The following is a 16383-nucleotide window of genomic DNA, read 5'->3' as shown; positions in this document are numbered from 1 at the left end:
TGCTCAGGCCGCAGCCTTAGCCGCGTCTTTCAGCAACTGAGCAACACGCTCGGAAGGCTGTGCACCAACGCTCAGCCAGTAGGCTACGCGCTCTTGGTTCACGGACAGACGGACTTCTTGACCACGAGCAACAGGGTTGAAGAAACCAACCTGTTCCTTGTGCGAACCGTCGCGCGGGTTGCGGCTGTCGGTTACGGTCAAGTGGTAAAACGGGCGCTTTTTGGAGCCGCCAAGGGCAAGACGGATTGTTAGCATGTGAACATCGTTCCTGTAGTCGGTGCTGCAAATCTAAAGGCACAGCGGGCATAGGTGCCCGAAAGGCCGCATATTCTAAGGAATATCCGGACTTTTGCAAATGTCTTTTTCCAGCGGTCTTTCGGCCGCCATCAAGATTTGCTATAGAGCCGTCGTTGAAAACGGCCAGTCAGCTCCCGCCAAGTGCGGGTTTGCTGGAGATCCCACTTCCGTGTGGGAGGTGCAAGGGCAAGCCCTTGCGTAAATTATTTACATTCTTGGCATGCCGCCGCCGGGCAACATACCGCCCATGCCGCGCATCATTTTGGCCATTCCGCCTTTTGCGGAGAACTTCTTCATCATCTTCTGCATCTGCTTGTGCTGCTTGATCAAGCGACCGATGTCCTGCACCTGAGTGCCGGAACCCATGGCGATCCGGCGTTTGCGCGAACCGCTGATCATCTCAGGGTCGCGGCGCTCGGCCGGGGTCATGGAATTGATGATGGCTTCCATCTGCTTGAATTGTTTCTCTGCCGCACCCTGGGCGTTGCCCATCTGCGCCAGGTTCATACCGCCCATGTTTGGCAGTTTGTCCATGAGGCCGCCGAGGCCGCCCATGTTTTTCATCTGTTGCAGCTGATCGCGGAAGTCTTCGAGGTCGAAACCCTTGCCCTTCTTCAGCTTCTTGGCCAGTTTGTCGGCCTTGTCCTTGTCGAGGGTCTGTTCGGCCTGCTCGATCAGGCTGAGCACATCGCCCATCCCGAGGATGCGCGAAGCAATACGTTCAGGATGGAACGGCTCGAGCGCGTCGCTCTTCTCGCCCATACCGATGAACTTGATCGGCTTGCCGGTGATTGCGCGCACCGACAGTGCAGCACCGCCACGGGCATCACCGTCGACCTTGGTCAGGATCACACCGGTCAGCGGCAGCGCGTCGCCAAAGGCCTTGGCCGTGTTGGCGGCGTCCTGGCCGGTCATGGCGTCGACCACGAACAGCGTTTCGACCGGGTTGATCGCGGCATGCAGCGCCTTGATCTCGCCCATCATCTCTTCATCGATGTGCAGGCGACCGGCGGTATCGACGATGACCACGTCGATGAATTTCAGTTTTGCTTCTTTAATAGCCGCTTGCGCGATGTCGACCGGCTTCTGGCTCAGGTCGGACGGGAAGAAGGTTACGCCGACTTCACCGGCGAGCATTTCCAGCTGCTTGATCGCCGCCGGGCGGTAAACGTCCGCCGATACGACCATGACCGACTTCTTCTTGCGCTCTTTGAGAAAGCGCGCAAGTTTGCCGGCGGTAGTGGTTTTACCCGCGCCCTGCAAACCGGCCATCAGCACGACGGCCGGAGGAACGGCGCTCAGGTTCAAGTCTTCGTTGGCCGCGCCCATCAGGCTTTCGAGTTCGGCCTGGACGATCTTCACGAAGGCCTGGCCCGGCGTCAGGCTGCGCGACACCTCGGTGCCGACGGCGCGTTCCTTGACCGAATTGACGAAGTCCTTGACGACCGGCAGGGCGACGTCAGCTTCGAGCAACGCCATGCGCACTTCGCGCAGGGTGTCTTTGATGTTGTCTTCGGTCAGCTTGGCCTTGCCGGTGACATGGCGCAGCGTCTGCGAGAGACGGTCGGTTAAGTTTTCAAACATTGCGCGATCCTTTCAGGCCCTGTGTAGACCGGGATAATGGCGGCCCAGACCGGAATAAACATGTGCTCGGCGAGCCTGCGGCGTGGGCAGGTCGCGGATTATAGCGAAGACTGCGTCTGGCGGACACCTCGTCGTCAGCTTGCATGGTCTTTCGTGCTGTAGGGGTTCTATGCCAAACTCAGCGCCTTTCGGGCTTGCCTAACAGGATTTATGCTCCCCTTGCCACCCAGTTTGCTAGTTACCCTCGCCGCCGCCTGCTTATACGCCGCTGCGACCCTCTATCAGGGCACTCGCCTGGCCACCGGTGCCAAGGCGAACAAACGCCTGCTGGTCACGCTCGGCGTGCTCGCCGTGCTGGCTCATAGCGCCAGCCTGTTCACCCACCTGCTGACACCGATTGGCCTGGGCCTGGATTTTTTCAGCGCCGCCAGCCTGATTGCCGCCGCGGTGATTGCCCTGACGCTGTTGGCCTGCTCACGGATCCCGGTGGAAAACCTGCTTATATTGCTGTTCCCGCTCGGCGCCGCCACCGTACTGCTCGCACAGCTCGCCCCCGCCGGCACCGTGCAGATCATCGACGAAGAGCCGGGCATCCTCGCCCATATCCTGCTGTCGATCCTCGCCTACGGCATGTTCACCATTGCGGTGTTCCAGGCGTTGCTGCTACTGGTTCAAGACCATCAGCTCAAGCACAAACACCCGTCCGGCCTGATCAAGAACTTCCCGCCGCTGCAAACCATGGAAAGCCTGCTGTTCGGTTTCCTCTGGGCCGGCTGGACCCTGCTGTCGCTGTCGCTGATTTCCGGCTGGCTGTTCGTGGACAATCTTTTCGCCCAGCACCTGGTGCACAAAACCTTGCTGGCCTGCCTGGCCTGGATCGTTTTCAGCGTGCTGCTATGGGGGCGCAATCGCCTCGGCTGGCGCGGACACAAGGCCATTCGCTGGACCCTCGCCGGTTTCTGCCTGCTGATGCTGGCCTATTTCGGCAGTAAACTGGTCCGTGAATACATCCTGCATATCTGACGGGCGGCATTAATGGACGACTTGCCCATAGGGCCGATGCTCGCGGTAATGGCCCTGCTGATTTTATGGTCGGGGCTGTTTACCGCCATCGAAGCGGCGCAACAGCACTTGCTCGCCCAGCGAACCGCTTCGCGTTCGAGCGACAAACCGGTGGCAAAGCTGAGCTTTTCGCTCAATAGCCTGATCCTCTGCAACACCCTATGCCGCGCATTGGTGGTGGTCATCAGCACCTTGCTGGCGATTTTCATTTGGGCGGAAAACGGTCCATGGATCGCCTGCCTGGGGGCTGGCGCTGTGCTTCTGGTGTTCGCCGACTACCTGCCGCGCACCCTCGCCGCCCGTTATCCGGACGCCGTCCTGGCCCTGGGCAACACCTTGCTTGGCGTACCACTGAAAATCATCTATCCCGCCGCCTGGCTGCTCAATGGCATAAGCCAACTGCTGATGCGACCGTTCGCCCGCCAAGTCAAAGTGGTGCAGCAGAGCGAAGACGAGACCCCGAACGATCGGCACGACGATCACGAACACGCCGTCTGCCGCCCGCACCCGCTGTCAGGCATCCATGCGCTGGACAACATCACGGTCAACGACATTCTGGTGCCACGCAGTGACGTCGAAGGGGTCAATCTGGATGACTCCCTCGAGGAGATCATCGAACAGCTTCGCGCCAATAAACGCACGCGCTTGCCGGTTTTCCACAGCGACATCAATCAGGTCGAAGCGGTGCTCAATACCCGCCAGATCCGTCATCTGCTGCCCGACGCCAGCCTGACCCGTGAAGCACTGCTGTCAGCGTGTCACGACCCCTACTTCGTGCCGGAAAGCACTCCGTTGCAATTGCAGCTGCTGAATTTCCACAAACAACAGCGACGCCTGGGCATGGTGGTCGACGAGTACGGTGAAGTGCTTGGCATCGTCACCCTGGAAGACATTCTCGAAGAAATCGTCGGCGAGTTCGAAAGCCAGCACAGCCTGGATAACCCGCATATCCACCCACAGGCCGATGGCCGCCTGGTGATCGAAGGTGCAGCGTCGATTCGCGAACTGAACAAGAGCCTGGGCTGGCACTTGCCGAGCGACGGCCCGAAAACCCTCAACGGGTTGGTGACCGAGGCCCTGGAGACGATTCCGGACAGTGCGGTATGCCTGAAGATCGGGCGTTATCGGCTGGAGATTCTGGAGACTGAAGACAATCGCGTCAGTCGCGTATTGATCTGGCATACCAGTTCAGTGCCTGTTGTTATCTAAGACCCAGCACGTACCTTGTGGCGAGGGGGCAAGCCCCCTCGCCACAATTCCATCGCCAGTCCTTGGCCCCTTGTTCGATCGTTAGCCTCCTTCCTATAATCCCCCCAGCTTACCAAAGCCCCGCCATACCCCCGTGCTACCCGCACCCCGCATCAAACCCACATCCCTGGGTGTTCGACCATAATAATTCGCTCCACTGGGGCACATGACTGTCAGGGATAACCGCATGACGACCAGCACGACTTATAACGACACCGCGCCTGCACAACCGACGAACTCCGCCACCCGCGTGGCGACCGCGAGTTTCATCGGCACCGCCATCGAGTTCTACGACTTCTACGTCTATGCCACTGCCGCTGCGCTGGTGATCGGTCCGGTGTTTTTTCCGCAGACCTCCGGCACAGCCCAGATGCTGTCGGCATTCCTCACCTTCGGCATCGCCTTCCTGGCTCGACCGCTGGGCTCAGCGCTTTTCGGTCACTTCGGCGACCGTATCGGGCGCAAATCGACACTGGTTGCCTCGCTGCTGCTGATGGGCGTATGCACCACGCTGATCGGCGTGCTCCCGGGTTACGACAGCATTGGCGCCTGGGCGCCGATCCTGCTTTGCGTGCTGCGCTTCGGCCAAGGCCTGGGACTCGGCGGCGAATGGGGCGGCGCGGCGTTGCTGGCGACGGAGAATGCACCGAAGGGCAAACGCGCCTGGTTTGGCATGTTCCCGCAACTCGGCCCCTCGATTGGTTTCCTCGCGGCCAACGGCCTGTTTCTTACACTGGCCATGACCCTGGACGACGAGCAGTTCCGCTCATGGGGCTGGCGGATTCCGTTCCTGCTCAGTGCCGCGCTGGTGATGGTTGGCCTGTACGTGCGGCTCAAGCTTCACGAAACCCCGGTATTTGCCAACGCAATGGCGCGCCAGGAGCGGGTGAAAATCCCGCTGGTCGAGCTGTTCAGCCAATATTGGGCACCGATGCTGCTGGGTGCCGGATCGATGGTGGTGTGCTACGCGCTGTTCTATATCTCGACGGTGTTTTCGCTGAGCTATGGCGTGTCGACGCTCGGCTACACCCGCGAGACCTTCCTCGCGCTGCTGTGCTTCGCCGTGCTGTTCATGGCCGCCGCCACGCCGCTGTCGGCCTTGGCCAGTGATCGATACGGGCGCAAACCGGTGCTGATCATCGGCGGTGTGCTGGCGATTCTGTCCGGTTTCCTGATGGAGCCCCTGTTGACCCAAGGTTCGACCTGGGGCGTGGCGCTGTTTCTGTGCATCGAGCTGTTTCTGATGGGCGTGACGTTTGCGCCGATGGGCGCACTGCTGCCGGAACTGTTTCCAACCCACGTGCGTTATACCGGTGCGTCGGCGGCCTACAACCTGGGCGGCATTGTCGGGGCCTCGGCGGCACCGTTCTTCGCCCAGAAGCTGGTGGCGATGGGTGGTTTGAGTTATGTCGGCGGGTATGTGTCGGGGGCGGCGGTGCTGAGCTTGATTGCTGTGCTGTGCCTGAAGGAAACGCGTGATAACGATCTGAATCGAGTGGCCTGAAGAAAAAGCAAAAGCTTCGCGAGCAAGCCCGCTCCCACATTAGATTTTGGATGTATACAAAATCTGTGTTCACACCGGTCAAGTGTGGGAGCGGGCTTGCTCGCGAATGGCGCGACTCGGTTACAACTCTACAACAACAGCCTGGGAAGCGCGGGTCGCTTTAGCCCGTGCAGCCTCAATCGACTCATCCCGCGCCAACGCCACACCCATCCGGCGCTGACCATTGACCTCAGGCTTGCCGAACAGACGCAACGCCGTATCCGGCTCGCTCAACGCAGCACCGAGATTGGCGAAAGCTGTCTGAGTCGACTGCCCTTCCACCAGAATCACCGCCGAAGCCGATGGCCCGAACTGACGGATCAATGGAATCGGCAGGCCCAGAATCGCCCGTGCGTGCAGTGCGAATTGCGACAGGTCCTGGGAAATCAACGTCACCAGACCGGTGTCATGTGGACGCGGCGAGACTTCGCTGAACCAGACTTGATCGCCTTTGATGAACAGCTCGACACCAAACAGACCACGGCCACCCAAGGCTTCAGTGACGGCTTTGGCAACGCGCTCGGATTCGGCCAGGGCAATCGGGCTCATGGCTTGTGGCTGCCAGGATTCCTGATAGTCGCCCTTCTCCTGACGGTGGCCGACTGGCGCGCAGAACGTAGTGCCGCCAACGTGGCGCACGGTCAACAGGGTGATTTCGTAGTCAAAGTCGATAAAGCCTTCGACGATCACGCGGCCTTTACCGGCACGGCCACCTTCTTGCGCGTAATCCCAAGCGGTTTTCACGTCATCGGCGCTGCGCAGCAGGCTCTGGCCTTTGCCCGACGAGCTCATCACCGGCTTGACCACACAGGGGAAACCGAGGTCTTCGACAGCCTTGCTGTAATCCTCGAAGGTGTCGGCAAAGTGGTACGGCGAGGTCGGCAGGTCCAGTTCTTCAGCGGCCAGACGACGGATGCCTTCGCGGTTCATGGTCAATTGCGCGGCGCGAGCAGTCGGAATCACCGTGAAGCCTTCGGCTTCCAGTTCCACGAGGGTCGCGGTGGCAATGGCTTCGATTTCCGGCACGATGAAATGCGGCTTTTCGGCTTCGATCACCGCACGCAGGGCGGCGCCGTCGAGCATGTTGATCACATGGCTGCGATGCGCGACCTGCATGGCCGGCGCGTTGGCGTAGCGATCCACGGCAATCACTTCAACGCCCAGGCGTTGCAGCTCGATCACCACTTCCTTGCCCAACTCACCACAGCCACACAGCAGTACGCGGGTCGCGGTTGGCGACAATGGAGTTCCGATACGGGTCATCTCAGGTCCTCAAAGGAGCGGATCATCGAGGGACGCGACGCCTGGCGCGCTTCCCATGGGGAGAAAGCGCGGCATTTTACATGAACCGGCGGGTTTGGCTTCAGCTGACGACTGCCTGCTTGCGCAAGCGCCAGGCCATCACGATCCACACCACGGTCACTCCTGCGAACTTCGAGCCCATGGCCGTGAGGATCACGCCTGGAGTAAAAGCATCGATCATGCCGAAGAAAATGAAGGTATCGAGGGGAATGCTCAGCGCCGAACTTATCCACAGGCGGTCGTGCAAGGGACGCTTGGTGATGCTGAACACCAGCCAGTCGATGCACTCCGAGACGGCGAACGCCGTGGCGCTGGCCAGCGCGATGGAGGGATCGGATGTCACGTAGGACAACACCAGCGCTGCCAGCATCGCCACGATTGCGCCATGGCCGAAACGGGTTTGCACCATGTCGCGCAAAACGAAGATCAAACCACCCCAGGCCGACCAGATGATGTCCAGGTGCGGGGCGGTGGAAAAGGCGTAGTTGGTCAGCACGACGCTGCTGATGTAGGCGATCAGGAAGAGCATGGGACGGCGGGATACCTGTCAATTTGGCGCACAGGGTACTTTATCTTTGGCTCACAAATAACCTGTGGCGAGGGGGCTCGCCCCCGTTCGGCTGCGCAGGAGTCGTAAATTCGGTATGCGCGGTGGGTCTGGCTGAACACGATTGCAGGTTTTAGCGCTGTTTCGCAGCGCAACGGGGCGATACGGCGTTCCGACAAGCCCCCTCGCCACAAAAGCCCCAATACCTCAGGTATCGGATTTTGAAGGCAGCATCCAGAGAATCCCGCTGGATTTGGCCCGCTCATGACACAACCCCAACACCGTGCGCCGCTCTTCGTTGTCCATCCGGCTCCAGCGGGTGATTTCTTCCACTGTGCGCTGACACCCGGTGCAAATATCGTCTTCATCCAGCGCGCATATATTCACGCAAGGCGATCGAACCGGGCGTTCGGGCGTGCTCATTCTTCCTGCTCGACCAGATCGCGGGCATAACGTTGCGAGTTATGCACATAGTGAGCAGCACTGGCTTCCAGCATTTTTTTCTGCGGCTCCGTCAGCTCTCGTACTACTTTGCCGGGGGAGCCCATGACCAGCGAACCGTCTGGAATCTCCTTGCCCTCACCGATGAGTGAGTTGGCGCCGATGATGCAGTTCTTGCCGATTTTCGCGCCGTTGAGGATCACCGCGTTAATCCCGATCAAGCTGTAATCGCCCACCGTGCAGCCATGAAGCATGGCGTTATGGCCGATGGTCACGCCGGTGCCGATGGTCAGGGGATAACCCATGTCGGTGTGCATCACCGTGCCGTCCTGGACGTTGCTGTTCTTGCCGATCAGGATCAGTTCGTTGTCGCCACGCAGCACCGCGTTGAACCAGACGTTGGCACCCTCTTCCAGCTTGACCTTGCCCACCAGCACGGCATTGGGTGCGACCCAGCTCTGCGGATGGGTTTCGACACGGGCGTCGCCCAGGCGATATTTCATCTTGTTGTCCTCAAGGCCAGGCTGGCTCACTTGCAAAAATCGGCTTCACGCCATACGGGCGATGGCGTCAGGTATTGATAAATGTCTTGGGTGGCTGGTGCAGGCTGATTTTGGCGTCATAGAGCAGGTTGATCAACTCGACGATCATAATCGCCGTGAGGCCCCAGATTTTGTACTCGCCATAACGATAGCTCGGCACGTACCAACTGCGCCCCTGGTAATCGATTCGATGGGTGTGCTCGCGTGGGTCCTTGCGGAAGAACTCCAGCGGTACGCTGAAAACGGCGGCAATCTCGGCATCGTTGGCCCGGTACTCGACAAAGTCCGGAATCACACCGACATAGGGTGTGACCTTGATGCCGTGCAGGGAGATCAACGGGCTCAGCGGGCCGATCACTTCGACCAGTCCCGGCGGCAGGCCGATTTCTTCTTCGGCTTCGCGCAGGGCGGTGAAAACAAGGTCCGGGTCTTCAGGGTCGCGTCGCCCGCCGGGAAAGGCGACTTCGCCGCCATGGGTCGAGAGCCCGCTGGCGCGCAGGGTCAGAACCAGTTCCGGCTCGTCGCTGCGGGTGATGGGCACCAGCACGGCGGCTTCAGGGAAACGTTTATCGGTTTCCAGTGTGCTTGGGGTGTGATTGCTAACTCGGTGAAGTAGCTCGTCCAGCATGAGTCTTCTCGATTTGTTCTCTATCTCGCATCATGCACCAATCGAACCGGCCGCCCAACCCCATAAACACTGCATGTCGCTAAACGACAACTTGCCGACAGACACCGCCGCACGCCAAGATAGGCGCAGCATTCAGGAACCCAAGCATGAAATTTTGCAGTCAGTGCGGCAACCCGGTGACCCAGCGTATTCCAGAGGGCGATTCGCGCCTGCGTTTTGTCTGTGACAGCTGTCAGGCGATTCACTACCAGAACCCCAATATCGTCGCCGGTTGCGTCGCGACCTGGGGTTCCAAGGTCTTGCTGTGCCGACGCGCCATCGAGCCTCGGCTCGGTTATTGGACCCTGCCCGCCGGCTTCATGGAAAACGGTGAAACCATCGAGCAGGCGGCCATTCGCGAGACGGCCGAAGAAGCCTGCGCGCGGGTGCGCAACCTGACCCTCTATACGTTGATCGACGTGCCGCACATCAGCCAGGTGCATGTGTTCTTCCGTGCCGAACTGGTGGACCTGGACTTTGCCGCCGGCCCCGAAAGCCTGGAAGTGCAGCTTTTCGACGAAGCCGACATCCCGTGGTCCGAGTTGGCTTTCCGCACAGTGGGCCGTACCTTAGAATGCTTCTTCGCTGACCGGCGGACCGAGGTCTACCCCGTGCGGTCCGAGTCAATCCCGCCGCTCGCTCAGCCTGCCAACACATAAGCTCCTGGCTCTAAAATCACCTATAACTTATATAGTCGCGACACCTTTTAGGGATATCGTTTCAATGCGCTGGTTGCTTGCCCTGTTTTGCTTGGCGTTCGTCGCTGTTTCCCAGGCTTCCGTTGCGGAAACGCTGGACGGCAAAGTCATCGAAAAAGTCCTGGTGCTCAAGTCCGCCCATCAATTGCAATTGATCAATGACGGCAAGCCAATCAAGACCTATCGCATTTCCCTGGGCAAACGCCCCAAGGGGCCGAAGCTGATGGAAGGCGACAAACGCACGCCTGAAGGTTTCTATTGGCTGGACTGGCGCAAGGTCAGCGATAAATTCAACCTGGCGATGCACATCTCCTACCCGAACATCAGTGATTCCGCGCGTTCCCGGCGTGAAGGCGTGGACCCCGGCGGCATGATCATGATCCACGGCACCCCGGACACGGAAGAAAACCCAGAGGACCTGTTCCACACGCTGGACTGGACCGACGGCTGCATTGCCATGCGTAACATGGACATGCGCGAGGTTTGGGGTTTGGTGCCGGACGGCACGATGATCGAAATCCGCCCGTAATCCCCCTTCTATGATCGTTCCCACGCTCTGCGTGGGAACGATCAATTGGGCTACCTTTGGTCGCTCATCAAAAAATAAATTCAAAAGATCGCAGCCTGCGGCAGCGCCTACCGGGTAGATACCAATTCACCGTGTAAGAGCTGCCGCAAGCTGCGATCTTTGCGCTCAAAACTCCCACCGCTAATACCACTTCAAACCATCAACCCTATTGCCCATCAATCCGGGCAGGCTTTCCAGCGCCAACCGCAAAGTGGTCTCATTGACATGGTATTTAAGTGGTATTAGGTTTCACCTCACCACCGGGCGACAACAATCCTATATCCGCATCGGACCAAACCTACATGAATGACCTCCAGGCCCTACGCCCTGACGACACCCAGCCCACGCCGTTGTACCTGCAACTGGCGCGTAATCTGGAAGCGGCGATCCATGCCGGCCAGTGGAAAGCCGAACAGGCCATGCCGTCGGAGCGCAACCTCAGCGAAATGCTGGGCATCTCCCGCGTCACCGCCCGCAAGGCACTGGAAGTTCTGTTCGAACAAGGCCTGATTCGCCGCAACCAGGGTTCCGGTACCTTTATCACCCCGCGCCTGGAACAACCGCTGTCGCGCCTCTCGGGTTTCAGCGAGATGCTGCGGCTGAAAGGCTTCGTCCCCGGCTCGCAATGGCTGGAACGGGAAATCACTCCGCCGACCCACGAAGAACTGATCCGCCTGGGCCTCTCGCCGAACGACAAGGTTGCGCGGCTCAAGCGTCTGCGCAAAGCCGACGATACGGTGATGGCGATCGAGATGAGCACCCTGCCCGCCTCGATCATTCCCAAGCCGCAAGCGGTGGGCGATTCCCTGTACGAATACCTCGACGGCATCGGCAAGCCGATCGTCCGTGCCCTGCAGCACATTCAGGCGATCAACGCCTCGGACGAGTTCGCCGCCCTGGTGGGCATCGCCCCCGGCACCGCGATGCTGCTGATGACCCGGGTCGGCTACCTGGAAGACAACACGCCGATCGAAGTCACCGACACCTATTGCCGCAACGACTACTACGACTTTGTCGCAGAGCTTCGCCGCTAAAAGATTGCCGCCAATCGAGCAACGAGAACCGATCATGTCCGAAGACAATATCCTCACCGCCCACGGCTGGGTTCGCGGCCGGCTGATTCACGAACACGGCAAGGTCGTCTCGATCGAAGGCCAACCGTGCGATCCGGCCGACAACGACCTGCCTTACCTGCTTCCGGGTTTCATCGACCTGCACGTTCATGGCGGCGGCGGCAAAGACATCATGGAAGGTGCGCCAGCCTTCGAGACCATCACCAAAACCCACGTGCGTTTCGGCACGACCTCGCTGCTGGCGACCACCATGACCGCGCCGCCCGCAGAAATCTCCAGCGTGCTCAAAGCCGTCGGCGAATATTGCGAACAGCGCCCGAAAGGCAGCGCCCGAGTCCTCGGCGTGCACCTCGAAGGCCCGTACATCAACCCCGGCAAACTTGGCGCGCAACCGAATTTCGCCCACACCGCGTTGATGGCCGAAGTCGAAGAATACCTGGCACTGGCGCCAATCCGAGTGATCACCATCGCCCCGGAAATCGCCGGCCACGACGCCTTGATCCGTGACCTCAGCGCTCGCGGCGTGCGCATGCAAATCGGCCATACCCTGGGCAGTTACGAGGAAGGCGTTGCCGCGCTTGAAGCCGGCGCCAGCAGTTTCACCCACCTCTACAACGCCATGAGCCCGCTGCATCACCGCGAGCCGGGGATCGTCGGCGCGGCACTGGCTCACGCCAAATACGCCGAACTGATTCCGGATTTGCTGCACGTGCACCCCGGCGCCATCCGTGTGGCCTTGCGTTCGATCCCGTGCCTGTATTGCGTCACCGATTCCACCGCCGCCGCCGGCATGCCCGACGGTGAATACAAGCTCGGCAGCCACACCGTGACCAAATGCCTGGGCGGCGTGCGCTTGCCCGACGGCACGCTGGCCGGCAGCACACTGACCATGGATCAGGCCCTGCGCAATCTGGTGAAGATCGGTTTGCCCATCGCCGAGGCCTCGCAACGTCTTTCGCAATTCCCCGCCGACTACCTCGGCCTCAACGAACGCGGGCGCCTGCAACCCGGCAGCTGGGCCGACTGCGTGCGCCTCGATCGTTCACTCACACTGACCGCCGTCATGGTCGAAGGAGAAGACATTGACTTCAAAAATGCTTGAAGAGGCGCTGTCCTCGTTCGAGGCCGTGCAAGCCCAATTGCAAGAGCTCGACCCGCAGATGATCGAGATCGCCGGGCGCCTGCGCCGTCAGCCGCCGCAAGTGGTGATGACCGTCGCTCGCGGCAGCTCCGATCATGCCGCCAGTTACTTCGCCTACCTGACCATGCAGCAATTGGGCTTCCCGGTGGCATCGTTGCCGATGTCGGTGGTGACCATGCTGCAAGCGCCGTTGAAGGTCAGCGGCCAGGTGGCGTTCGCCTTTTCGCAGTCCGGGCAAAGTCCCGATCTGGTGAACAGCATGCGCCTGCTGCGCAAGCGCGGCGCCCTGAGCATCTCGATGGTCAACGCCGAGAGTTCGCCGCTGGAGGCCGCGTGTGAATTCAGCCTGCCGCTGTGCGCCGGCACCGAAAGTAGCGTTGCGGCAACCAAGAGTTTTATCGCCACTCTCAGCGCCAGCGCCCGTCTGATCGGCCACTGGAAAGAGGACGTGGAATTGCTGGAGGCCGGCCTCGCCCTGCCGGAAGGTTTGCGCGAAGCGGCGAAACAGGACTGGAGCCTGGCCATCGATGCCTTGCGTGATTGCCAGCGCCTGATGGTGATTGGCCGTGGCGCCGGTTTCGCCATCGCCCAGGAAGCCGCGTTGAAATTCAAGGAAACCTCGGCGATCCAGGCCGAAGCCTTCAGCAGCGCCGAGGTCCGCCACGGCCCGATGGCGTTGATCGACGAACATTATCCACTGCTGATCTTCGCCCCGCGCGGCGCCGAGCAAGCCGGTTTGCTGAGCCTCGCCACCGACATGCGTCAGCGCGGTGCCCGTGTATTGCTGGCCGCACCGGATGATGTTGCCGAACGCGACCTCACCCTGACCCGCGCCGAGCACCCGGCCCTCGACCCGATTCTGGCGATCCAGAGTTTCTACGTCATGGCCGCCGGTCTGGCCGTCGCCCGAGGCCTGGACCCGGACCAGCCACGGCACTTGAGCAAAGTGACGCGCACCCATTGAGTGGAAAACCCTGTAGCAGCTGTCGAGTGAAACGAGGCTGCGTTTTTTGATCCTGCGTTGAAAAGATCGCAGCCTCGTTTCACTCGACAGCTGCTACAGGGCGAGTTGATCCGAAAGGGCGAGTTGATCCGAACCGTAGTTTTTTACTGATGAGACCGAGCCATGCACAACAATAATAAAGAGCTGACCCTCAGCGCCCCGCTCAGCGGTCCGGTGCTCACGCTCGCCAAAGTCCCGGACCCGGTGTTCGCCAGCGGCGCCATGGGCGACGGGATCGCCATCGATCCACTGAACGACACCCTCCACGCCCCGTGCGCCGGCGTCGTGGTGCACGTCGCGCGCACCGGCCACGCCGTCACCTTGCGTGCCGACAACGGCGCCGAATTGCTGCTGCATTTGGGCCTCGACACGGTCGAATTGCAGGGTGAAGGCTTCTCGATGCTGGTCAAGGAAGGCGCGCGGGTCAGCAATGGCCAACCGCTGTTGCGCTATGACCTGGACAAGGTCGCGCAGCAGTGCAAAAGCCTGGTCAGCCTGATGATCCTGACCAACAGCCAGGATTTTCAAGCGCGGCCAATCACGCTGAAGTCGGTAAAAGTTGGCGAGCCATTGCTGCACATCATTCGTCGGCACGCGTCGGGCGCGCAGGCCGAAGCGGAGCTCTGCGGGGAAGAGATTCATGGCCACATTCGCATCGCCCATCGTGGAGGTCTGCATGCTCGTCCGGCAGCGCTGATTCGTCAGACGGCGCAAGGTTTCAAGAGCAAATCGCAGCTGCACTTCGCTGGCAAATCGGCGACCTGCGACAGCTTGATCGGGTTGATGGGCTTGGCTATCGGCGAGCAGGACGAGGTTCAGGTCAGCTGCCAGGGCCCGGACGCCGAAGCCGCGTTGCAAGCGTTGCTGATCGCGTTATCCACAGCGCTGGCCGAAGACAGCCACGCCGCCGCGCCGACACCGATTACCCGACGCACTCGAACTGCCGAAGCGGGCGTGCTGCACGGTATCTGCGCCGCTCCCGGTTTGGTTGGCGGGCCGTTGTTCCGCTTGACCGCCATCAGCCTTCCGGTGGACGCCGGCAACCATGATCCCGAGCAACAGCTGCACATTCTCGACACCGCGCTGACCGTTGTGCGCAGTGAAATCGACCACACGCTGGCCCAAGCCAGGAAACATAAAAACACCGACGAAGAAGCGATTTTCGCCGCACACCTCGCCCTGCTCGAAGACCCGGCGCTGCTGAACGCGGCGAACACTTCCATCGACCAAGGCATGGCCGCGACCCACGCCTGGAGCCAATCAATCGACGTGCAGTGCGAGGTGCTCCAGCAACTCGGCAGCCCGCTGTTGGCCGAACGCGCCAACGATCTGCGCGACCTCAAACAACGCGTGCTGCGTGCCTTGCTCGGCGAAACCTGGCACTACGACGTGCCGGCCGGCGCCATCGTCGCTGCGCATGAACTGACGCCGTCCGATCTGCTGCAACTCAGTCAGCAAGGGGTTGCCGGGTTGTGCATGGTTGAGGGCGGCGCGACTTCCCACGTGGCGATTCTCGCGCGTGGCAAAGGCCTGCCGTGCATGGTCGCGCTGGGTTCTACGCTGCTGGATCAGCAGCAAGGCCAAGCGGTTGTGCTGGATGCCGATGGCGGTCGTCTCGAACTGATGCCAAGTGCCGAACGTTTGGCCGAAGTGCATCAGGCACAACTCGATCATCAACAGCGCCGCGCCGAGCAACAGGCTCAGGCTCACACCCCGGCGCTGACGCTCGACGGTTTGCAGATTGAAGTCGCCGCCAATGTGGCCTCCAGCGCCGAAGCGGCTGATGCCCTGGCCAATGGCGCCGACGGCGTCGGCTTGCTGCGTACCGAGTTTCTCTTCGTCGACCGCAACACCGCGCCGGACGAAGAGGAACAGCGCGCCGCCTATCAAGCCGTACTCGACGCCATGGGCGACAAGTCAGTGATCATTCGCACCATCGACGTTGGCGGCGACAAACAACTCGACTACTTGCCGCTGCCGGTTGAGGCCAATCCGGTGCTCGGCCTGCGCGGCATTCGCTTGGCTCAGGTCCGTCCGGAAATCCTCGATCAGCAACTGCGCGCCTTGCTGCACGTCAGCCCGCTGTCGCGCTGCCGGATCCTGCTGCCGATGGTGACCGAAGTCGATGAGTTGCTGCACATCCGCCAGCGTCTCGACGCGTTGTGCACTGAACTCGGTGTGCTTGAACGCCCGGAGCTGGGCGTGATGATCGAAGTCCCCGCCGCCGCGCTGCTGGCCGAGCAGCTTGCAGAGCATGCGGACTTCCTGTCGATCGGCACCAACGACTTGTCGCAATACACCCTGGCCATGGACCGCGACCACGCCGGCCTCGCTTCGCGGGTCGACGCCATGCACCCGGCATTGCTGCGGCTGATCGCCCAGACCTGCGCCGGTGCTGCGCTGCATAACCGTTGGGTCGGTGTCTGCGGCGCGCTCGCCTCCGATCCGCTAGCCACCCCGGTACTGATTGGCCTGGGCGTCAGCGAGTTGTCGGTCAGCCCGGTGCAGATCGGTGAAATCAAGGATCGCGTCCGCCATCTGGACGCGAGCGAATGCCGACGCATCAGCCAGGGTTTGCTCAAGTTGAGCAGCGCCACTGCGGTGCGTCACGCCTGTCACCAGCAATGGCCTCTGAGCTGAGCTCTCAACAACAAAACAACAAGAACC

General features: G+C 60.8%; 16 protein-coding genes. 9 read left to right on the top strand and 7 right to left on the bottom strand.

Annotated features, from left to right (window positions below):
- Positions 1-3: 3 nt before the first annotated feature.
- Positions 4-255 (bottom strand): 30S ribosomal protein S16, encoded by a 252-nt coding sequence (gene rpsP / locus PFAS1_RS17020; RefSeq protein WP_007944872.1) that lies wholly within the window; start codon positions 253-255, stop codon positions 4-6.
- 249 nt (positions 256-504) lie between these two features.
- The gene (gene ffh, locus PFAS1_RS17015; protein WP_074879887.1) at positions 505-1881 is read right to left on the bottom strand and encodes a signal recognition particle protein; all 1377 of its coding nucleotides are present in this window, start codon (positions 1879-1881) and stop codon (positions 505-507) included.
- Between the two features lie 210 nt (positions 1882-2091).
- Between ffh and PFAS1_RS17010 the strand changes: the two genes are divergently transcribed.
- From PFAS1_RS17010 to PFAS1_RS17000, 3 genes are all read left to right on the top strand, one after another.
- Entirely contained in the window at positions 2092-2904 is an 813-nt protein-coding gene (locus PFAS1_RS17010) for a cytochrome C assembly family protein (protein ID WP_076029877.1), read from the top strand.
- Between the two features lie 12 nt (positions 2905-2916).
- The gene (locus PFAS1_RS17005; RefSeq protein WP_076029876.1) at positions 2917-4152 is read left to right on the top strand and encodes a transporter associated domain-containing protein; all 1236 of its coding nucleotides are present in this window, start codon (positions 2917-2919) and stop codon (positions 4150-4152) included.
- A gap of 226 nt (positions 4153-4378) precedes the next feature.
- Positions 4379-5695: an MFS transporter gene (locus PFAS1_RS17000; protein ID WP_074879896.1), complete on the top strand. Its 1317-nt coding sequence runs from the start codon at positions 4379-4381 to the stop codon at positions 5693-5695.
- A gap of 120 nt (positions 5696-5815) precedes the next feature.
- Here the strand turns inward: PFAS1_RS17000 and purT are convergent, their stop codons facing one another.
- The 5 genes from purT to PFAS1_RS16975 all read right to left on the bottom strand — a co-directional run bounded on the left by purT (position 5816) and on the right by PFAS1_RS16975 (position 9194).
- Positions 5816-6997 (bottom strand): formate-dependent phosphoribosylglycinamide formyltransferase, encoded by a 1182-nt coding sequence (gene purT / locus PFAS1_RS16995; protein WP_074879900.1) that lies wholly within the window; start codon positions 6995-6997, stop codon positions 5816-5818.
- 100 nt (positions 6998-7097) lie between these two features.
- Entirely contained in the window at positions 7098-7565 is a 468-nt protein-coding gene (locus PFAS1_RS16990) for a 7-cyano-7-deazaguanine/7-aminomethyl-7-deazaguanine transporter (protein ID WP_076029875.1), read from the bottom strand.
- A 225-nt stretch (positions 7566-7790) separates the two neighbouring features.
- Positions 7791-8006, bottom strand: coding sequence for a DUF1289 domain-containing protein (locus PFAS1_RS16985; RefSeq protein ID WP_076029874.1), 216 nt, complete (start codon positions 8004-8006; stop codon positions 7791-7793).
- On the bottom strand, positions 8003-8527 hold the full coding sequence (locus PFAS1_RS16980) for a gamma carbonic anhydrase family protein (protein WP_007954617.1): 525 nt from the start codon (positions 8525-8527) through the stop codon (positions 8003-8005). Before PFAS1_RS16980 ends, PFAS1_RS16985 begins: the two co-directional genes overlap by 4 nt.
- 67 nt (positions 8528-8594) lie before the next feature.
- Positions 8595-9194, bottom strand: coding sequence for a CoA pyrophosphatase (locus tag PFAS1_RS16975; RefSeq protein WP_074879909.1), 600 nt, complete (start codon positions 9192-9194; stop codon positions 8595-8597).
- A gap of 146 nt (positions 9195-9340) precedes the next feature.
- Between PFAS1_RS16975 and PFAS1_RS16970 the strand changes: the two genes are divergently transcribed.
- The 6 genes from PFAS1_RS16970 (at position 9341) to ptsP (ending at position 16356) form a co-directional block, all read left to right on the top strand.
- On the top strand, positions 9341-9892 hold the full coding sequence (locus PFAS1_RS16970) for an NUDIX hydrolase (protein ID WP_074879912.1): 552 nt from the start codon (positions 9341-9343) through the stop codon (positions 9890-9892).
- Between the two features lie 64 nt (positions 9893-9956).
- Entirely contained in the window at positions 9957-10460 is a 504-nt protein-coding gene (locus PFAS1_RS16965; protein WP_074879915.1) for a L,D-transpeptidase family protein, read from the top strand.
- A 341-nt stretch (positions 10461-10801) separates the two neighbouring features.
- Positions 10802-11533, top strand: coding sequence for a GntR family transcriptional regulator (locus PFAS1_RS16960; RefSeq protein WP_008151596.1), 732 nt, complete (start codon positions 10802-10804; stop codon positions 11531-11533).
- 34 nt (positions 11534-11567) lie between these two features.
- Entirely contained in the window at positions 11568-12674 is a 1107-nt protein-coding gene (gene nagA, locus PFAS1_RS16955; RefSeq protein WP_076029873.1) for an N-acetylglucosamine-6-phosphate deacetylase, read from the top strand.
- On the top strand, positions 12655-13677 hold the full coding sequence (locus PFAS1_RS16950; protein ID WP_156886727.1) for an SIS domain-containing protein: 1023 nt from the start codon (positions 12655-12657) through the stop codon (positions 13675-13677). The genes nagA and PFAS1_RS16950 overlap by 20 nt, the downstream gene beginning before the upstream one ends.
- Before the next feature lie 162 nt (positions 13678-13839).
- On the top strand, positions 13840-16356 hold the full coding sequence (ptsP, locus tag PFAS1_RS16945; protein ID WP_076029871.1) for a phosphoenolpyruvate--protein phosphotransferase: 2517 nt from the start codon (positions 13840-13842) through the stop codon (positions 16354-16356).
- Positions 16357-16383 lie beyond the last annotated feature (27 nt).

The sequence above is a fragment of the Pseudomonas frederiksbergensis genome, assembly GCF_001952935.1.
Lineage (GTDB): Bacteria > Pseudomonadota > Gammaproteobacteria > Pseudomonadales > Pseudomonadaceae > Aquipseudomonas > Aquipseudomonas frederiksbergensis.
The sequence above is the reverse complement of the archived record's forward strand: the minus strand, read 5'-3'. Positions and strand labels throughout refer to the sequence as shown.

Coding starts and splice junctions, on each gene's coding strand:
- rpsP (WP_007944872.1), bottom strand. CDS start 255: ATGCTAACAATCCGTCTTGCCCTTGGCGGCTCCAAAAAGCGCCCGTTT.
- ffh (WP_074879887.1), bottom strand. CDS start 1,881: ATGTTTGAAAACTTAACCGACCGTCTCTCGCAGACGCTGCGCCATGTC.
- PFAS1_RS17010 (WP_076029877.1), top strand. CDS start 2,092: ATGCTCCCCTTGCCACCCAGTTTGCTAGTTACCCTCGCCGCCGCCTGC.
- PFAS1_RS17005 (WP_076029876.1), top strand. CDS start 2,917: ATGGACGACTTGCCCATAGGGCCGATGCTCGCGGTAATGGCCCTGCTG.
- PFAS1_RS17000 (WP_074879896.1), top strand. CDS start 4,379: ATGACGACCAGCACGACTTATAACGACACCGCGCCTGCACAACCGACG.
- purT (WP_074879900.1), bottom strand. CDS start 6,997: ATGACCCGTATCGGAACTCCATTGTCGCCAACCGCGACCCGCGTACTG.
- PFAS1_RS16990 (WP_076029875.1), bottom strand. CDS start 7,565: ATGCTCTTCCTGATCGCCTACATCAGCAGCGTCGTGCTGACCAACTAC.
- PFAS1_RS16985 (WP_076029874.1), bottom strand. CDS start 8,006: ATGAGCACGCCCGAACGCCCGGTTCGATCGCCTTGCGTGAATATATGC.
- PFAS1_RS16980 (WP_007954617.1), bottom strand. CDS start 8,527: ATGAAATATCGCCTGGGCGACGCCCGTGTCGAAACCCATCCGCAGAGC.
- PFAS1_RS16975 (WP_074879909.1), bottom strand. CDS start 9,194: ATGCTGGACGAGCTACTTCACCGAGTTAGCAATCACACCCCAAGCACA.
- PFAS1_RS16970 (WP_074879912.1), top strand. CDS start 9,341: ATGAAATTTTGCAGTCAGTGCGGCAACCCGGTGACCCAGCGTATTCCA.
- PFAS1_RS16965 (WP_074879915.1), top strand. CDS start 9,957: ATGCGCTGGTTGCTTGCCCTGTTTTGCTTGGCGTTCGTCGCTGTTTCC.
- PFAS1_RS16960 (WP_008151596.1), top strand. CDS start 10,802: ATGAATGACCTCCAGGCCCTACGCCCTGACGACACCCAGCCCACGCCG.
- nagA (WP_076029873.1), top strand. CDS start 11,568: ATGTCCGAAGACAATATCCTCACCGCCCACGGCTGGGTTCGCGGCCGG.
- ptsP (WP_076029871.1), top strand. CDS start 13,840: ATGCACAACAATAATAAAGAGCTGACCCTCAGCGCCCCGCTCAGCGGT.